The sequence below is a fragment of the Pseudomonas sp. 9.1(2019) genome (genome assembly GCF_009910445.1).
In the GTDB taxonomy this organism is placed as follows: domain Bacteria; phylum Pseudomonadota; class Gammaproteobacteria; order Pseudomonadales; family Pseudomonadaceae; genus Aquipseudomonas; species Aquipseudomonas paraversuta.
Genome location: NZ_VBWF01000003.1, coordinates 201,275 through 217,746 on the forward strand (window position 1 = coordinate 201,275; position 16,472 = coordinate 217,746).

Sequence of the window (16,472 nt, forward strand, 5' to 3'; positions counted from 1 at the left end):
GGACGTTACGTTGGAAGCACTGCACAAGAAAATTCGCGAAGAAGGCATCGTGCTTTCCGATCAGGTTTTGAAGGTCGACGCCTTTTTGAACCATCAGATTGATCCGTACCTGATGAAGCAGATTGGCGATGAATTCGCGCGTTTGTTCAAGGATGCGGGCATCACCAAGATCGTTACCATCGAAGCATCGGGCATCGCCCCGGCGGTGATGACGGGCCTGAACCTGGGTGTACCGGTGATTTTCGCGCGTAAGCACCAGTCCCTGACCCTGACTGAAAACCTGCTGTCGGCCACGGTGTATTCGTTCACCAAGCAAACCGAAAGCACTGTGGCGATTTCTCCGCGTCACCTGACCAGCACCGATCGCGTGCTGGTGATCGACGATTTCCTGGCCAACGGCAAAGCTTCCCAGGCGCTGATTTCGATTATCAAGCAAGCGGGCGCAACGGTTGCCGGTCTGGGTATCGTGATCGAGAAGTCGTTCCAGGGCGGTCGTGCTGAACTGGACGCGCAGGGTTATCGCGTTGAATCGTTGGCACGGGTTAAATCCCTGGCTGACGGTAAAGTGACCTTTATCGACTGATACCGCTGCCCTCCCTGCAGGAGCACGCTCCTGCAGGTGACAGGTGTCAGATGCCGGTCTTTGCGGTCGCCTGCAAACCTGCCAGCAGCAGGCGCTGATACAGCTCTTCGCGCAGACCTTCGGGCTTTTCAAGCCCCATGCGCGAGAGGTGTTCGGGGAATGCTTGCGCTGCAGGTGCGTCCAGCGTGGCTTTGCCCAGTTCATAGATCTGCGTGAGTTTGAATTTGCTCTTGAGCCAGTTCAACGCCCGCAGCAGGTCTTGCTCCTGGGTGCTGAAATCGCTGCCCAGCGGGTACTCCGGGAATAAATGCGGGTGGCGCGCGGCAATCGATTGCAGGCGCTGCGGACTGTTGTCGGCAAATCGCGGATCGAGGCAAAAGTCCTTGGGCAATTTGCCGATTTGCTGTGCCTGTTCGATCAGTTCGGTCTGGAAGCGTGAATCGGTGATGGACAGCATCGCCTCGATCACATGACGATCGGTCTTGCCGCGCAGATCAGCGATGCCGTATTCGGTTATCACGATGTCGCGCAAATGCCGGGGAATGGTGCAGTGGCCATATTCCCAGACGATGTTGGAACTCACATCGCCTCCCGATTCGCGCCAGCTGCGCAGGATGATCACCGAGCGCGCGTCATGCAGCGCATGGCCCTGGGCCACAAAGTTGTATTGGCCGCCGACCCCGCTGAGTACGCGGCCGTCTTCCAGTTGATCGGCGACGGCGGCCCCGAGCAAGGTGGCGGTGAACGCGCTGTTCACAAAACGCGCATCGCGCCGCTGCAAGCGCTTCAGGTCTTCCTGGCCATACAGTTCGTTGATGTAGCTGATGGCGGTCATGTTGAATTCGCTACGCCTGCTCAGTGGCAACTCCCTCAGGCGCTGGTAAAAGCTGGCCGGACCAAGGATGAAGCCGCCGTGTACGCTGATGCCATCGCGGTGCAGGCTTTCGTCCAGGGTGCCGGCATTGGCCTGCGTCTGACGCTCGACATCCGGGTACACCTTGCGCCGCACAATACCTGCGTCCGCCAACACCATCAGCCCGTGCACAAACATCTCGCTACAGCCATACAGGCCCCGGGCGAACGGTTCGACCCCGCCTTCGCGTTCAATCAGCGAGCGCCATGGGGTTATATCGATATCGCCGAGCAAGGCCCGGTAGCCGTCATTATCGCCCTGACGCGCGAGCAACGCGGCGCTCAGCGCATCGCCCATCGAACCAATGCCAATCTGTAGCGTGCCGCCATCACGCACCAGAGTGCTGGCGTGCAGGCCGATAAAATGGTCTTGCTGGCTCACCGGCATATTGGGGGTAGAAAACAGCGTGGTGTGCTCATCCTCGTCGATCAGCAGGTCAAAATCTTCGATGTCGAGTTCAGAGTCCCCGGGCATGTAGGGCAAGTCGCTGTGCACGTGGCCCAGTATCAGAATGGTTTCGCCCGCGGCCCGGCGTCTGGCGATCATGGGCAGTAAATCGAGGGTGACATCGGGGTTGCAGCTCAGGCTCAGGCGAGTGGCATCCAGGGGATCACGGGCGACCATCTGCGCCACCAGATTCAAGCCGTTGGCGTTGATATCGCGGGCGGCATGGCTGTAGTTGCTGCTGACGTAATCCTGTTGCGCCGCGGGGCTATTGAGCAGGCTGCCCGGCTGCATAAAGAACTGCTCGACGTGAATGTTGCCCGGCATGCTGTTGCGATGCAGGTCGGCGAGATAATCCAGTTCGATATAGTCGCCAAACACCCGCTCCACAAAGGGCTCGAGAAAGCGGCGCTGCAAACCGTCACCCAGGGGCGGGCGACCAAGGCTCAGGGCGGTGTAAATCGTCAGCCGGCGCTCGGGCAGCAACTTGATGCGCCGATATAGCGCGTTAACGAACCGGTTGGCCTTGCCCAGACCCAGCGGCAAGCCGAGGTGAATATGCATCGGCAAACGTGCGAGCACATCATCGACTGCGCGCTCGATCGAACAGGACTGCACCATCTGACCCTCCAAGACCATCCGTGTATAGAGATGTGACAGAGAGTGACCGGTCTTGGTTGCAAAGAGCAAGGAGGATCAAGGGCGTGCCGGAGCAAATTTCAGGCACAAAAAAGCCGCCCATCAGCGGCTTTTCTGGTGAAGATCGGCTTACTTCAAGCCGGACATCTTCTCGATGGCGCCTTTCAGTTCTTCATCGGTACAGGTCATGCACGTGCCTTTTGGCGGCATGGCGTTGATCCCGGTGATGGCCTTGGCCAGGATGCCATCGAGGCCGCCCTGGTGATCGGCACGTTCTTTCCAGGCTGCGGTGTCACCGATTTTCGGTGCGCCCAGCAAACCTGTGCCGTGGCACGCGTTGCAATGCTTGGCAATGATGTCGTCCGGGCTTTGAGCACCGCCGCCACCAGCTGAAGCGACGACATCCATACCTTTACATTCTTCGCCCTGAACACAGACTTTGCCTACAGGCTCGAGACGTTTTGCGATGTCATCGTTTGTTGCCGCTTGAGCGTTGACTGCCCAAAGGGCCAATACAGTTGCTGGTACGGCCAGCATTTTCATAATTAGGTTCACGCGTACACCCTCAATGGTGGCTATTCACGCCCACAACCACGGTTTCGCGGGCGGCAAAAGTATAACGGTTAGCCCGCCACTCTGAAACAACCCTAAAGACAAAGGGGGAATAGAGATGGCGAAATGCAGCTGCGGATGCCTCTGCCCATAAGCAGGGCGCCTCTTTTCTTAGAAATTCGCCGGGGTGGCTGCGCTGATTAGTCGCGCTGCGACATCGAACGGATTGCGAAAACGGTGCGGCTTGGAGCTTTCGAAATAGTAGCTGTCGCCGGCTTCGAGCACGAAGGTCTCAAGACCTACGGTCAACTCCAGACGGCCTTCCACCAGGATTCCGGTTTCTTCGCCTTCGTGGGTCAGCATTTCGTCCCCGGTATCGGCGCCCGGTGGATAGATTTCGTTAAGAAATGCGATGGCCCGACTCGGATGCGCCTTGCCGACCAGTTTCATGGTCACGGCACCATCTGAAATGTCGATCAATTCATTGGCTTTGTAGACAATTTGCGTCGGTTTTTCTTGAAGGATCTCTTCGGAAAAAAATTCGACCATGGACATTGGAATGCCACTCAGCACTTTTCTCAGGGAGCTTATTGAAGGGCTCACGCTGTTTTTTTCGATCATCGAAATAGTGCTGTTAGTGACGCCCGCACGCTTGGCGAGTTCACGCTGTGACAGGCCTTTAAGTTTGCGGATGGATTGCAGTCGTTCACCGACGTCCAATGCGGGAGCCTCCTAGGGGTCAGGTTCAGGTCGAGAAGCCGCCATCATGGCGATAGCGTTCAGTATTTACAACACTTCGACTTAAAACCTGTACACCCATTTTGCTCCGCACATTGGATACAACTCATCAGTTCCCGGAATAGAGGCGCGGGGCTCGTTTCAGGTTGCAAAAAATCTGGTAAGGAATGGTGTCAGCCTTGGCCGCCACCTCACTGGCGAGGATGGTTTTGCCCCACAACTCGACGGGTGAACCGAGGCCGGCTTGCGGCACATCCGTGAGATCAATGCACAGCATGTCCATCGACACCCGCCCCAGCAGCTGGCTGCGTACACCGGCCACCAGTACCGGGGTGCCGGTGGGCGCCTGACGCGGGTAGCCATCGGCATAACCCATGGCCACTACGCCGACGCGCATTGGTCGGGTGGTGATGAATCTGGCGCCGTAGCCCACCGGCTCGCCTGCCGGCAATTCGCGTACGCAAATGACTCTGGATTCCAGGGTCATCACTGGCTGCAGGCGGGAAGCTTGAGCCTGCGGCTCTTCAAACGGGGTTGCCCCGTACAGCATGAGCCCCGGACGGACCCAGTCACTTGGGGTGGTTGGCCAGCCAAGGATCGACGGCGAGTTGCGCAAGCTGACTTCGGCAGACAAGTCCGCACGGGCCGCCTGAAACACCGCCAGCTGTTCTTCACTGCGGCTGCAGTCCAGTTCATCGGCGCGGGCGAAGTGGCTCATGAGTACGATTTTTGCCACTTTGCCGCTGGCCTGCAGGCGCTGGTAGGCGGCTTTGTAATCATGCGGGTGCAAGCCGACGCGGTGCATGCCGCTGTCGAGTTTTAACCACACCTGAATCGGTCTGGGGAGGCGGGCCTGCTCGATCGCGTCGAGCTGCCACAGCGAATGCACCACGCACCAGAAGTCGTGCTCGACGATCAGCGGCAGTTCATCTGCTTCAAAAAAACCTTCAAGCAGCAGAATAGGGGCGCGAATGCCGGCAGCGCGCAGTTCCAGGGCTTCTTCGATACAGGCAACAGCAAAGCCGTCGGCTTCAGCCTCCAGGGCCTGGGCGCAACGAACGGCGCCATGGCCGTAGGCGTCGGCCTTGATCACGGCGAGGGCTTTGGCCCCCGTCACTTCACGGGCCAGTTGGTAGTTATGACGCAGGGCTTGAAGGTCGATCAGGGCACGGGCTGGGCGCATGGCGGCGGGCTTCTAACGGCTGTTGAATAAAAAACCGGCGCCAACCCGTGGCTTGACCACGGTGGCACCGGAAGAGGGACAGTTATGACATCAAGGGTGTTATGGCAGTGCCGCGATAACCGACAGTTCCACCAGAATTTCCGGTTCACACAGCTTGGCTTCGACCGTTGCGCGTGCAGGCTGTACGCCTTTAGGCAGCCACTCGTCCCAGACACTGTTCATGCCGGCAAAGTCGGCATCGATGTTCTTGAGGTAGATGGTGACCGACAGGATGTGGCTTTTGTCGGTGCCCGCCAGGTCCAGCAGGTGCTCGATATTTTTCAGGGTTTCGCGGGTTTGTTGCTCGACCCCGGCATACATGTCATTGCCTACTTGCCCTGACAGGTAAACAGTGCCGTTGTGAGCCACGATCTGGCTCATGCGTTCATTGGTGAGCTGGCGCTGGATTGCCATGTTTTGCAGTCTCCTGGTGGTTTCCGTAACGGGAAATATCAAGGCCTTCGGCGCTGATCTGTGGCGTCTTTTTGGCCATCACGTCAGCGAGGAAGCGACCGGAGCCGCAGGCCATGGTCCAGCCGAGTGTGCCATGACCGGTGTTCAGGAACAGGTTTTTAAATGGCGTCGGGCCCACGATCGGCGTGCCGTCCGGAGTGGTCGGGCGCAGGCCGGTCCAGAAACTGGCCTGGCTCAAATCACCGCCCCGAGGATAAAGATCATTGACGATCATCTCCAGGGTTTCACGCCGGCGTGGATTGAGCGACAGGTCAAAACCGGCTATCTCGGCCATGCCGCCGACACGGATACGGTTGTCGAAACGGGTGATGGCGACTTTGTAGGTCTCATCCAGAATGGTCGAGGTGGGGGCCATGGCCGGATCGGTGATCGGGATGGTCAGCGAGTAGCCTTTGAGCGGGTAAACCGGGGCCTTGATGCCCAGTGGCTTGAGCATTTGCGGTGAGTAGCTGCCCAGGGCCAGTACGTAGCGGTCAGCGGTTTCGAGCTTGCCGTCGATCATTACGCCATTGATGCGATCGCCCGCGAAGTCCAGGTGCTGGATATCCTGACCGAAGCGGAATTCGACACCCAGGTTTTTAGCCATTTCAGCCAGGCGGGTGGTGAACATCTGACAGTCACCTGTCTGGTCATTCGGCAGGCGCAGGGCGCCGGCCAGAATGTCAGTGACACCGGCCAGTGCCGGCTCAACCCGGGCGATACCCGCACGGTCGAGCAGCTCGTAAGGCACCCCGGACTCCTTGAGTACGGCGATATCTTTGGCTGCGCCGTCCAGTTGGGCCTGGGTGCGGAACAATTGAGTGGTACCGAGGTTGCGAGCCTCGTAGGCAATACCGGTTTCGGCGCGCAGTTCATCGAGGCAGTCGCGGCTGTACTCGGACAAACGCACCATGCGCTCCTTGTTCACGGCATAGCGGCTGGCGGTGCAGTTGCGCAGCATCTGCGCCATCCACAGGTACTGGTCGATATTGGTGGTGGCCTTGATCGCCAGGGGCGCGTGGCGCTCGAGCAGCCATTTGATCGCCTTGAGCGGAACGCCCGGCGCGGCCCATGGCGATGCATAGCCCGGGGATACCTGGCCGGCGTTGGCAAAGCTGGTTTCCATCGCAACGGCTGGCTGACGGTCTACGACGACTACATCGAAACCGGCTCGGGCCAGATAATAGGCGCTGGCAGTACCAATAACGCCGCCACCCAATACCATAACTCGCATATTTATTTCCCTCATCGCGGCCAGCCGCAGACGTTTATTGTTCAAAGCGAAGATGAGCGCAGTATAAGAAGCATTTGCCAGTGGATTTCACTGTATAAAAAGCTATATTTGGCGACAATTCTCGGCCAAAACGCTTTTTACAAAGGAGATTCTCCTATGCGTACAAATCATCAGACAAAGCGTGAACTGGACAAGATCGATCGCAACATTTTGCGCATCCTGCAGGCCGATGGCCGGATCTCGTTTACCGAGCTTGGAGAGAAGGTAGGGTTGTCGACCACGCCCTGTACCGAGCGGGTACGCAGGCTGGAACGCGAAGGGATCATCATGGGCTACAACGCCCGGCTCAACCCCCAGCATTTGCAGGGCAGTTTGCTGGTGTTCGTCGAAATCAGCCTCGACTACAAGTCAGGCGATACTTTTGAAGAATTCCGCCGTGCAGTGCTGAAATTGCCCCACGTACTGGAGTGTCATCTGGTGTCGGGTGACTTCGACTATCTGGTCAAGGCGCGGATCAGCGAGATGGCCTCGTACCGCAAACTGCTGGGCGATATCTTGCTCAAACTGCCCCACGTGCGTGAGTCCAAGAGCTATATCGTGATGGAAGAGGTGAAAGAGAGCCTGAATTTGCCGATCCCGGATTGACCCCCGGGGCTCTGCAGGAGCGAGCTTGCTCCTGCAGGGGCAGGAAGGTTCTAGACCAGCACCTGGCGGGTACTGGCGATGTATTCATGCACCAGCTTCTCCGCCGAAGGATGGATCATTTCCACCGGGCGGCGGCCGTTAGGGCACGGCAAGGTCGGGGTGGTGCCAAACAGACGGCAGATCAGCGGGCGCTCTTCATACACAGTGCAGCCATTGGGGCCCAGGTGTACGCAGTTCAGCTCGTCCATGGCCGCCTCTTGTTCGGCAGCGGTCTTGCGTGGCAGGCGGGCCATTTCTTCAGATGAGGTGGTCACGGGCCCGCAGCAGTCATGGCAACCCGGAACGCATTCGAACGACGGGATCTGCTGCCTGAGAAAGCGGATTTTATGACTGTTACAGCTCATCTAAGGCTCACCGGATTTGAAAAGGCCGCAGAGTCTGCCCGAAAAGCCTCACTCTAGACAGGGCCGTCCGGCTGTTCTTGCCCCGCAGGAAGGGCCGGGCTTATGCTCCGTCAAATTTTTCTAACATGAATAATCAGGATTAATCACATGAGCGCCCCGGATCCGCGCAGCCAGCACACCGCTTCTTATTACGCCGCCAGCAGTCTGCCGCAGCCCGATCATCCGGTGCTGCAAGGTGAGCATGTGGCTGATGTGTGCGTGGTGGGCGGCGGCTTTTCCGGCCTGAACACGGCGCTGGAACTGGCCGAGCGCGGCATGAGCGTGATTGTGCTCGAAGCGCACAAGATCGGCTGGGGCGCCAGCGGGCGCAATGGCGGGCAACTGATTCGTGGCGTCGGCCACGGGCTTGAGCAGTTTGAAGGGATCATCGGCAAGGACGGTGTGCGGCAAATGAAGTTGATGGGCTTGGAGGCGGTGGAAATCGTGCGCCAGCGGGTCGAACGCTACAACATTGCCTGCGACCTGACCTGGGGTTATTGCGACCTGGCCAACAAGCCTCGCGACCTGGAAGGTTTTGCCGAAGAGGCCGAAGAATTGCGCGGTTTGGGTTATCGCCACCAGACCCGTTTGCTGCAAGCCAACGAAGTGCACAGTGTGGTGGGTTCGGACCGTTATGTCGGAGGCCTGGTCGACATGGGCTCGGGTCATTTGCACCCGCTTAACCTGGCGCTGGGTGAAGCCGCCGTCGCGGCGCAATTGGGCGTGAAGCTGTTCGAAAACAGCGCGGTAACCCGGATCGATTACGGCCCTGAAGTGCGTGTGCATACGGCTCAGGGATCGGTGCGGGCCAGGAGCCTGGTGCTGGGCTGCAATGCCTATCTCAAGGATCTCAACCCGCAACTCAGTGGCAAAGTACTGCCTGCGGGCAGTTACATCATTGCCACCGAGCCGTTGAGTGAAGCCCAGGCTCATGCTTTGTTGCCGCAGAACATGGCGGTATGCGATCAGCGTGTGGCGCTGGATTATTACCGGCTTTCGGCGGACCGGCGTTTGCTGTTCGGTGGTGCCTGCCACTACTCAGGCCGCGACCCGCAGGACATCGGCGCTTACATGCGGCCGAAAATGCTCGAAGTGTTCCCGCACCTGGCCAATGTAAAAATCGATTACCAGTGGGGCGGGATGATTGGTATTGGCGCCAACCGCTTGCCGCAGATCGGTCGTCTGCCGGATCAGCCCAACGTGTATTTCGCCCAGGCGTATTCAGGACATGGGGTGAACGCCACGCACCTGGCCGGCAAGCTGCTGGCCGAGGCCATCAGCGGCCAGCAAAGCCACGGTTTTGACCTGTTCGCCAAAGTCCCGCACATCACCTTTCCGGGCGGCAAGTACCTGCGTTCGCCGTTGCTGGCGCTGGGCATGTTGTGGCATCGGCTCAAAGAGCTGGGTTAACCCGCCCCCCTGGGCGCTCGCTGCTGCCAGTCAGGTCAAGAGCGCCAGAACGGTTTGCAGCCTTCGCGCAGGGCCAGCTCCGGGCTCAAACCCACGTCCCGCAGCTGCTGTGCATCCAGCTGGAGCAAGGCCCGGCGGGTGCGTGAGCGGTGACAGAACAGGCCCCAGCGGCTTAAAGCGGCAGGTGAACTGACGACCTGAAAAGATTCGTGCTCAGCCTGTAATTGCGGGCCGTGTAACGTCAGACGCACATCGCTTAAACCATTCATTCGCCAGCTCCTTTTGACTCGGTTGCTATGAGTCAGCATGATGGCCTTGCGTCAAAAACCATGACAGATTCAGCAAACTGTTTTTATATGCATACAGATTCGTCTTTTTAGAGCCTGAATCCTCGGTTTATAGCCCATCTGTACCGGTCAATCTTTCGAGAGCACCGCCATGACTCTATACGTCAACCTCGCCGACCTGCTCGGTACGCGCATCGAACAGGGCTTTTATCGCCCCGGCGACCGCTTGCCTTCAGTGCGTGCATTAAGCGCCGAACATGGTGTGAGCCTGAGTACGGTGCAGCAGGCGTATCGGTTGCTGGAGGACAATGGCCTGGCTTCGCCGCGCCCCAAGTCCGGATACTTTGTACCGATGGAGCGCCAGTTGCCGGCCTTGCCGGGCATGGGCAAGCCCGCTCAGCGGCCGGTGGAAATTTCCCAGTGGGAGCAGGTGCTGGAACTGGTGCGCTCGGTGCCGCAAAAGGATGTGATTCAACTGGGGCGCGGCATGCCCGACGTTACTGTGCCGACCATCAAGCCGTTGTTGCGCAGCCTGGCGCAAATCAGTCGCCGCCTGGACTTGCCCGGCCTGTATTACGACAACGTCTACGGGGTGCTGGCCCTGCGCGAGCAACTGGCGCGCCTGCTGCTCGACTCGGGCTGTCAGTTGAGCCCCGACGAGATAGTGATCACCACTGGCTGCCATGAAGCGCTGTCATGCAGTATTCGGGCGGTGTGTGAGCCGGGAGATATTGTGGCGGTCGATTCGCCGAGCTTTCACGGCGCCATGCAAACCCTCAAAGGGTTGGGCATGAAGGCGCTGGAGATACCCACCGACCCGCTGACCGGCATCAGCCTGGATGCGCTGGAGCTGGCGCTGGAGCAGTGGCCGATCAAGGCAATCCAGATCACCCCCAGTTGCAACAATCCGCTGGGCTACATCATGCCCGAGGCGCGCAAACGGGCCTTGGTGACCCTGGCCCAGCGCTTTGACGTGGCCATTATCGAAGACGATGTCTACGGTGAGCTGGCCTACACCTACCCTCGCCCGCGGACCATCAAGTCGTTCGACGATGACGGTCGGGTGCTGCTGTGCAGCTCGTTCTCCAAGACCCTGGCCCCGGGCCTGCGGGTAGGCTGGGTCGCGCCGGGCCGTTATCTGGAGCGGGTGCTGCACATGAAGTACATCTCCACCGGCTCCACCGCGCCGCAGCCGCAGCTGGCGGTTGCCGACTTTTTGAAAAACGGTCATTTCGAGCCGCACCTGCGCAAAATGCGCACCCAATATCAGCGCAATCGCGATTTGATGCTGGGCTGGATCAGCCGCTACTTTCCACCCGGTACCCGCGCCAGCCGGCCTCAGGGCAGTTTTATGCTGTGGCTTGAACTGCCCGAGGGGTTTGATAGCTTGCGCCTCAATCGCGCGCTGCTTGAGCAGGGGGTGCAGGTCGCGGTGGGCAGCATCTTTTCTGCCTCGGGCAAGTACCGTAATTGCTTGCGCATGAACTACGCTGCCAAGCCAACGCTGCAGATTGAAGAGGCCGTGCGCAAGGTCGGTGAAACGGCCAGCAAATTGTGGGCTCAGGCGGCCGGTCACGCGGACAGTTGAACGGGGCACCGTACGTTGAAATCACTCTGCATGTTGTTTTTCGCGCTGTTGCTGGGAGGTTGTAGCACCTTGGATGTACCTCGAGAGTCAAGTCAGGCTACCCCCGCGGTGGATTCATCCTTTGGCCGCTCGATCATGGCTCAGGCGGCGCCCTACCGGGGCCGCTCGGGGTTCCGTTTATTGCCCAACAGCGGCGAAGCCTTCCGGGCCCGGGCAGAGCTGATCCGCAATGCGCAGAGCAGTCTTGATCTGCAGTACTACATCGTCCACGACGGGCTGAGTACGCGGATGCTGGTTGATGAGCTGCTCAAGGCGGCAGATCGCGGGGTGAGGGTACGACTGCTGCTCGACGACACCGCCAGCGATGGCCTGGACGATATTCTGGCCACCCTGGCGGCCCATCCCAATATTCAGGTCCGCCTGTTCAATCCGCTGCAATTGGGACGTGGCACGGGGGTGACCCGGGCGATGGGCCGGCTATTCAATCTTTCGCGCCAGCACCGGCGCATGCACAACAAGCTGTGGCTGGCCGATAACAGTGCGGCGATTGTCGGCGGGCGGAATTTGGGCGATGAGTATTTCGATGCTCAGCCGGATCTGAATTTCACCGACATCGACCTGCTCGGAGTGGGGCCGGTGGCTGAGCAACTGGGGTACAGCTTCGATCAATACTGGAACAGTGCCCTGAGCCAGCCCATTGGTGATTTTGTTTCGGCACGGCTGTCCCGGTCGGAGCTGGCCAGGGCGCGGGAAAAACTCGAGGCGTCGCTCAAACTGGCACAACAACGCAACAACACGCTGTACCAGCAACTGGCTTCGTATGAAACCAGCCCGCAGCTGGATACCTGGCGCAAAGAGCTGATCTGGGCCTGGGGTCAGGCCTTGTGGGATGCACCGAGCAAGGTGCTGGCCAAGGACGAGCCGGATCCGCATTTGTTGCTGACCACGCAACTGGCGCCGGAACTGGCCGGGGTGAACAAAGAGCTGATTCTGGTCTCGGCCTACTTTGTGCCGGGTGAAACCGGGCTGGTGTACCTGACGGGCCGTGCGGATGCCGGGGTCGATGTACGTTTATTGACCAACTCCCTGGAAGCCACGGACGTGCCGGTGGTGCATGGCGGCTATGCCCCCTATCGCAAGGCGTTGCTGGAGCATGGGGTCAAGCTCTTTGAGCTGCGGCGCCAGCCCGGCAGCCACCCGGGCAGCGGTCCGCATCTGTTTAAACACGGGATGAGCAGCGATTCGAGCCTGCACAGCAAGGCGATGATTTTCGACGGGCAAAAATCCTTTATCGGCTCGTTCAATTTCGACCCGCGTTCGGGCTTGTGGAACACCGAGGTCGGGGTGCTGGTGGACAGCCCGCAGCTGGCGGACGAGGCGCGCAAGCTGGCGTTGCAGGGCATGTCGCCGGCCTTGAGCTACGAGCCGACCCTGGAGCAGGGCAAGATCGTCTGGGTAACCGAAGACAATGGCCGGTTACATGCGTTGAGCCACGAGCCGGGCAACTGGTGGCGCCGGCTGAACGCCTGGTTCAGCAAGAGCGTGGGGCTGGAGAAAATGTTGTAACCACCCAGGCCCCTCTGCAGGCGCGTGTTTTATGCGGCTGTTTGCTCTGCGCCAAAGGCGCCCTGGCGCAACACCAGGATCACCAGCACCAAGGCTCCGGCGGCCATGAACAGCGGCAAGGCATGGCCGCTGATCCACTGGCTGCCAGCACCTGCGGCCAGCGGCCCGATCAGGCAGCCAATGCCCCATAGCTGTGCAATGTGGGCATTGGCACGTACCAGCGCGTCGTCACGGTAGCGCTCACCGATCAGAATCAACGACAGGGTGAACAGGCCGCCTGCGCTGGCGCCGAAAATCACCCACAGCGGCCAGATCAACAGGGTATTGAGCAACAATGGCACCGCCAGGCTCGACAGCATCAGCAGCACCGCGCAACCGGTGAACAACGAACGCCGGGACAGGCGGTCGGCCAGCGCACCAATCGGCAGTTGCAGCAGGGCATCGCCCACCACCACGGTACTGACCATTGCCAGGGCGATGTCGGCGGTAAAGCCCTGACGCAGGCAATAGACCGGCAGCAGGGTCAGAATCATGGCTTCAAAGGCCGCAAATAACCCTACAGCCCAGGCGATGGCCGGCAAGCCTCGACAGAACTCCAGCAAGTCCTTGAAGGTCACGCTGTACGCTTCGGTGACGGGGGCGCCATCGCGGCCCATCAGCAGCAAGGGGGCCAGCGTCAGCAGAGCTACGCCGATCCAGAATCCGTAGTCCCCTTCAGAGCCAACCAGGCCCAATAGCAGGGGCCCGGAGAGTTGGCTCAAGGCGTAGGCCGAGCCATACAGTGCGACCAGGCGGCCGCGCCATTGTTCGACCACCAGTTGGTTGATCCAGCTTTCACCGAGAATAAAAATGATCGTGAGCACTACCCCGATCAGCAGTCGCAGCACCAGCCACACCGGGTAGCTGGGCAGCAACGCCAGCAGCCCGATGGACAGCGCGCCACACCACAAACACAGACGCATCAGGGCTGGCGTACCAAAGCGCGAGGCCAGTTTGCTGGCCAGGCTGGCGCCCACCAGCACGCCGATTGCCGGCATGGCTGCCATCACGCCAATTGCGAACCCGCCGTAACCCCAGCTTTCGAGCCGGAACGACACCAGCGGCATGCTCACGCCCAGCGCCAGGCCGACGCTGAGTACCGAGGCCAGTACGGCGAAGTAAGTCGCCCAACGCATCGCTGTGCTCCTGTGGATAACTAGAAATAAAGGTTTGAAACAAATGTGGGAGCGGCTGCTCGCGATGCTAGCACCGAGGTCCATAGCGCAGACCGGGTGCGATCATCGCGGGCAAGCCCGCTCCCACAGGGTGTTACCAGTGTTGTGTTACAGCTTGATCCAGGTGGATTTCAGCTCGGTGTATTTGTCGAATGCGTGCAGCGACTTGTCACGGCCGTTACCCGACTGTTTGAAGCCGCCAAACGGAGCGGTCATGTCGCCGCCATCGTATTGGTTGACCCATACGCTACCGGCGCGCAGGGCTTTGGCAGTCAGGTGAGCCTTGGAGATATCGGCTGTCCAGACTGCAGCCGCCAGGCCATATGGCGTGTCGTTGGCAATCTGGATCGCTTCTGCGGCGCTGTCGAAGGCGATAACCGACAAGACCGGGCCAAAAATTTCTTCCTGGGCGATTTTCATCGCGTTGCTCACACCGTCGAAAATGGTCGGCTCAACGTAGGTGCCACCGGTTTCCTGCAGGATTCGTTTGCCACCGGCAACCAGTTTGGCGCCTTCGCTGTGGCCGGCTTCGATGTACGACAGCACAGTGTTCATTTGCTGAGTGTCGACCAGGGCGCCCACGGTGGTGGCCGGGTCCAGCGGATTGCCCGGCTTCCAGTCCTTGAGCGCTTCGATCACCAGCGGCAGGAATTTGTCTTTGATGGAGCGCTCGACCAGCAGGCGCGAACCTGCGGTACAGACTTCGCCCTGGTTGAAGGCGATGGCGCTGGCAGCGGATTCGGCAGCGGCTTGCAGGTCGGGAGCATCGGCGAAGACGATGTTCGGGCTCTTGCCGCCGGCTTCGAGCCAGATGCGCTTCATGTTGGATTCGCCGGAATAGATCATCAACTGCTTGGCAATTTTGGTCGAACCGGTAAACACCAGGGTGTCGACGTCCATGTGCAAGGCCAGGGCTTTGCCGACAGTGTGGCCGTAACCTGGCAGGACGTTCAGGACGCCAGCCGGAATGCCGGCTTCAACGGCCAGTGCCGCAATGCGGATGGCTGTCAGTGGCGATTTTTCGGAGGGCTTGAGGATTACCGAGTTACCGGTCGACAGCGCCGGACCGAGCTTCCAGCAGGCCATCATCAACGGGAAGTTCCATGGCACGATGGCGGCGACTACGCCGACCGCTTCGCGGGTCACCAGACCCAACTGGTCGTGGGGGGTGGCGGCGACCTCGTCGTAAATCTTGTCGATGGCTTCACCGCTCCAGCTCAGCGCACCGGCTGCACCGGGGACGTCGATGTGCAGCGAGTCGCTGATCGGCTTGCCCATGTCCAGGGTTTCAAGCAGGGCCAGTTCTTCGGCGTTTTGCTTGAGCAGATCGGCAAAGCGGATCATGGCGGCTTTGCGCTTGGCCGGTGCCAGGCGCGACCAGACGCCCGACTCAAAGGTTTTGCGTGCCACTTCTACGGCGCGCTGGGCGTCAGCTGCATCGCAGCTGGCAACTTTGCCCAGCAAGCGGCCGTCGACCGGGCTGAGACACTCGAACGTTTCATTGGAGACCGCGTCGGTGTATTCACCGTTGATGTAGGCGCGACCTTCGATTTTCAGCTGTTTGGCCCGTTGTTCCCAATCAGCACGCGTCAGGGTGGTCATTCGAGTGTCCTCCTCTTATTAAGAATTGCAGCGCTCAGGCTTTGGCATGGCGCGTCATGGATGCTGTCCGATTCACTAAAGTGATCAGTACGAGACATCCGCCACCCTAAACCAGTGGCCCTGGAACTTTCAATATATTTGACACATGTGTCGCAAACGGCAAGGCTTGTTCGTTTTAATAAACATCAGCTTTTGTCTTTCTGACCACACACGCAGCAATTTCGGGGGTACAAAAATAATGAGCATTGCCACAATCGTCGACTTCAGCACTGCCAAAACCCAGGCTGACCGATTCAGTCCTGCGCCGGAAAAAGTGCTCAAGGGTAATCCGGAGCAAGTTGTCCACAACCATTACGACAGCCCTTGCGGGCAGATGAGCGCGGGGGTGTGGGAAGGTGCTGTGGGGCACTGGACGGTCAATTACACCGAGCATGAATATTGCGAAATTCTGCAGGGCGTTTCAGTTCTGCGTGACCAGGAAGGCAACGCCAAGACCCTGCGGGCCGGTGACCGCTTTGTCATCCCTGCCGGCTTCAGTGGCACGTGGGAAGTGCTGGAGCCATGTCGCAAAGTTTACGTCGTGTTTGAACACAAACCCTGAGCCGATAGATGGCGGCTGAGGATCGTGGCGCAGGAGGGGTAATGGTGACCATGAAACTGAGTCAGGCCGGGAAATGCAGGGAAGTGCCGGTCCCACGTTGAACCGTCAGCGCTGAGCAACAAAAAAGGCCCGTATCGTGAGATGCGGGCCTTTTTTGTAAGAAGTAAAACCAATTACTTGATTTTGGCTTCTTTGTAGATCACGTGCTTGCGAACCCGCGGATCGAATTTTTTGATTTCGATTTTGTCCGGAGTGGTGCGCTTGTTCTTATCTGTGGTGTAGAAATGGCCTGTACCAGCGCTCGACACCAAACGGATCAATTCACGCATGATTAGCTC

At 59.3% G+C, this 16,472-nt stretch carries 17 protein-coding genes; 6 read left to right on the top strand and 11 right to left on the bottom strand.

Annotation, left to right across the window (positions count from 1 at the left end):
• The first annotated feature begins 10 nt into the window (after nucleotides 1-10).
• Nucleotides 11-583, top strand: a complete 573-nt coding sequence (locus FEZ21_RS03950; protein ID WP_003437854.1) for a xanthine phosphoribosyltransferase — start codon at nucleotides 11-13, stop codon at nucleotides 581-583.
• 46 nt (nucleotides 584-629) lie between these two features.
• On the opposite strand, the gene FEZ21_RS03955 is transcribed toward FEZ21_RS03950, so the two are convergent.
• The 6 genes from FEZ21_RS03955 to dadA all read right to left on the bottom strand — a co-directional run bounded on the left by FEZ21_RS03955 (nucleotide 630) and on the right by dadA (nucleotide 6,778).
• Nucleotides 630-2,561 (bottom strand): acetyl-CoA hydrolase/transferase C-terminal domain-containing protein, encoded by a 1,932-nt coding sequence (locus FEZ21_RS03955; protein WP_003437852.1) that lies wholly within the window; start codon nucleotides 2,559-2,561, stop codon nucleotides 630-632.
• A 147-nt stretch (nucleotides 2,562-2,708) separates the two neighbouring features.
• A complete protein-coding gene (locus tag FEZ21_RS03960; protein ID WP_127196668.1) occupies nucleotides 2,709-3,122 on the bottom strand; it encodes a cytochrome c5 family protein in 414 nt (137 codons plus the stop codon).
• A 180-nt stretch (nucleotides 3,123-3,302) separates the two neighbouring features.
• Complete coding sequence (locus FEZ21_RS03965; protein ID WP_003437848.1) at nucleotides 3,303-3,851, bottom strand: cupin domain-containing protein; 549 nt, start codon at nucleotides 3,849-3,851, stop codon at nucleotides 3,303-3,305.
• 127 nt (nucleotides 3,852-3,978) lie between these two features.
• On the bottom strand, nucleotides 3,979-5,052 hold the full coding sequence (gene alr, locus FEZ21_RS03970) for an alanine racemase (RefSeq protein ID WP_160626490.1): 1,074 nt from the start codon (nucleotides 5,050-5,052) through the stop codon (nucleotides 3,979-3,981).
• A gap of 99 nt (nucleotides 5,053-5,151) precedes the next feature.
• Nucleotides 5,152-5,505 carry a RidA family protein gene (locus FEZ21_RS03975; protein ID WP_003437845.1) on the bottom strand — a complete coding sequence of 118 codons (354 nt, stop codon included), beginning with the start codon at nucleotides 5,503-5,505 and terminating at the stop codon, nucleotides 5,152-5,154.
• Nucleotides 5,477-6,778, bottom strand: coding sequence for a D-amino acid dehydrogenase (dadA, locus tag FEZ21_RS03980; RefSeq protein WP_003437843.1), 1,302 nt, complete (start codon nucleotides 6,776-6,778; stop codon nucleotides 5,477-5,479). The genes FEZ21_RS03975 and dadA overlap by 29 nt, the downstream gene beginning before the upstream one ends.
• A gap of 156 nt (nucleotides 6,779-6,934) precedes the next feature.
• Between dadA and FEZ21_RS03985 the strand changes: the two genes are divergently transcribed.
• Complete coding sequence (locus FEZ21_RS03985; protein ID WP_003437842.1) at nucleotides 6,935-7,423, top strand: Lrp/AsnC ligand binding domain-containing protein; 489 nt, start codon at nucleotides 6,935-6,937, stop codon at nucleotides 7,421-7,423.
• A gap of 50 nt (nucleotides 7,424-7,473) precedes the next feature.
• Here FEZ21_RS03985 and FEZ21_RS03990 read toward each other — a convergent pair whose 3' ends face one another.
• Nucleotides 7,474-7,827 (bottom strand): YkgJ family cysteine cluster protein, encoded by a 354-nt coding sequence (locus tag FEZ21_RS03990; RefSeq protein WP_003437837.1) that lies wholly within the window; start codon nucleotides 7,825-7,827, stop codon nucleotides 7,474-7,476.
• 147 nt (nucleotides 7,828-7,974) lie between these two features.
• On the opposite strand from FEZ21_RS03990, the gene FEZ21_RS03995 reads away from it, so the two are divergent.
• Nucleotides 7,975-9,276 (top strand): FAD-binding oxidoreductase, encoded by a 1,302-nt coding sequence (locus FEZ21_RS03995; RefSeq protein ID WP_003437833.1) that lies wholly within the window; start codon nucleotides 7,975-7,977, stop codon nucleotides 9,274-9,276.
• A 35-nt stretch (nucleotides 9,277-9,311) separates the two neighbouring features.
• Here the strand turns inward: FEZ21_RS03995 and FEZ21_RS04000 are convergent, their stop codons facing one another.
• Nucleotides 9,312-9,545, bottom strand: coding sequence for a DUF1127 domain-containing protein (locus FEZ21_RS04000; RefSeq protein ID WP_003437832.1), 234 nt, complete (start codon nucleotides 9,543-9,545; stop codon nucleotides 9,312-9,314).
• A 169-nt stretch (nucleotides 9,546-9,714) separates the two neighbouring features.
• On the opposite strand from FEZ21_RS04000, the gene FEZ21_RS04005 reads away from it, so the two are divergent.
• Both FEZ21_RS04005 and FEZ21_RS04010 read left to right on the top strand, forming a co-directional pair.
• Nucleotides 9,715-11,151 (top strand): PLP-dependent aminotransferase family protein, encoded by a 1,437-nt coding sequence (locus FEZ21_RS04005; RefSeq protein ID WP_003437829.1) that lies wholly within the window; start codon nucleotides 9,715-9,717, stop codon nucleotides 11,149-11,151.
• Nucleotides 11,152-11,181: 30 nt separating this feature from the next.
• Nucleotides 11,182-12,717 (top strand): phospholipase D family protein, encoded by a 1,536-nt coding sequence (locus FEZ21_RS04010; RefSeq protein ID WP_029612719.1) that lies wholly within the window; start codon nucleotides 11,182-11,184, stop codon nucleotides 12,715-12,717.
• 29 nt (nucleotides 12,718-12,746) lie between these two features.
• Here FEZ21_RS04010 and FEZ21_RS04015 read toward each other — a convergent pair whose 3' ends face one another.
• Together FEZ21_RS04015 and FEZ21_RS04020 are read right to left on the bottom strand one after the other, a co-directional pair.
• Nucleotides 12,747-13,892 carry an MFS transporter gene (locus FEZ21_RS04015; RefSeq protein ID WP_010656754.1) on the bottom strand — a complete coding sequence of 382 codons (1,146 nt, stop codon included), beginning with the start codon at nucleotides 13,890-13,892 and terminating at the stop codon, nucleotides 12,747-12,749.
• A gap of 147 nt (nucleotides 13,893-14,039) precedes the next feature.
• Nucleotides 14,040-15,533, bottom strand: a complete 1,494-nt coding sequence (locus tag FEZ21_RS04020) for an aldehyde dehydrogenase (protein WP_003437826.1) — start codon at nucleotides 15,531-15,533, stop codon at nucleotides 14,040-14,042.
• 238 nt (nucleotides 15,534-15,771) lie between these two features.
• Between FEZ21_RS04020 and FEZ21_RS04025 the strand changes: the two genes are divergently transcribed.
• Entirely contained in the window at nucleotides 15,772-16,134 is a 363-nt protein-coding gene (locus FEZ21_RS04025; protein WP_003437825.1) for a cupin domain-containing protein, read from the top strand.
• A 173-nt stretch (nucleotides 16,135-16,307) separates the two neighbouring features.
• Here FEZ21_RS04025 and rpmG read toward each other — a convergent pair whose 3' ends face one another.
• The gene (gene rpmG, locus FEZ21_RS04030) at nucleotides 16,308-16,463 is read right to left on the bottom strand and encodes a 50S ribosomal protein L33 (RefSeq protein ID WP_003437824.1); all 156 of its coding nucleotides are present in this window, start codon (nucleotides 16,461-16,463) and stop codon (nucleotides 16,308-16,310) included.
• Nucleotides 16,464-16,472: the final 9 nt, after the last annotated feature.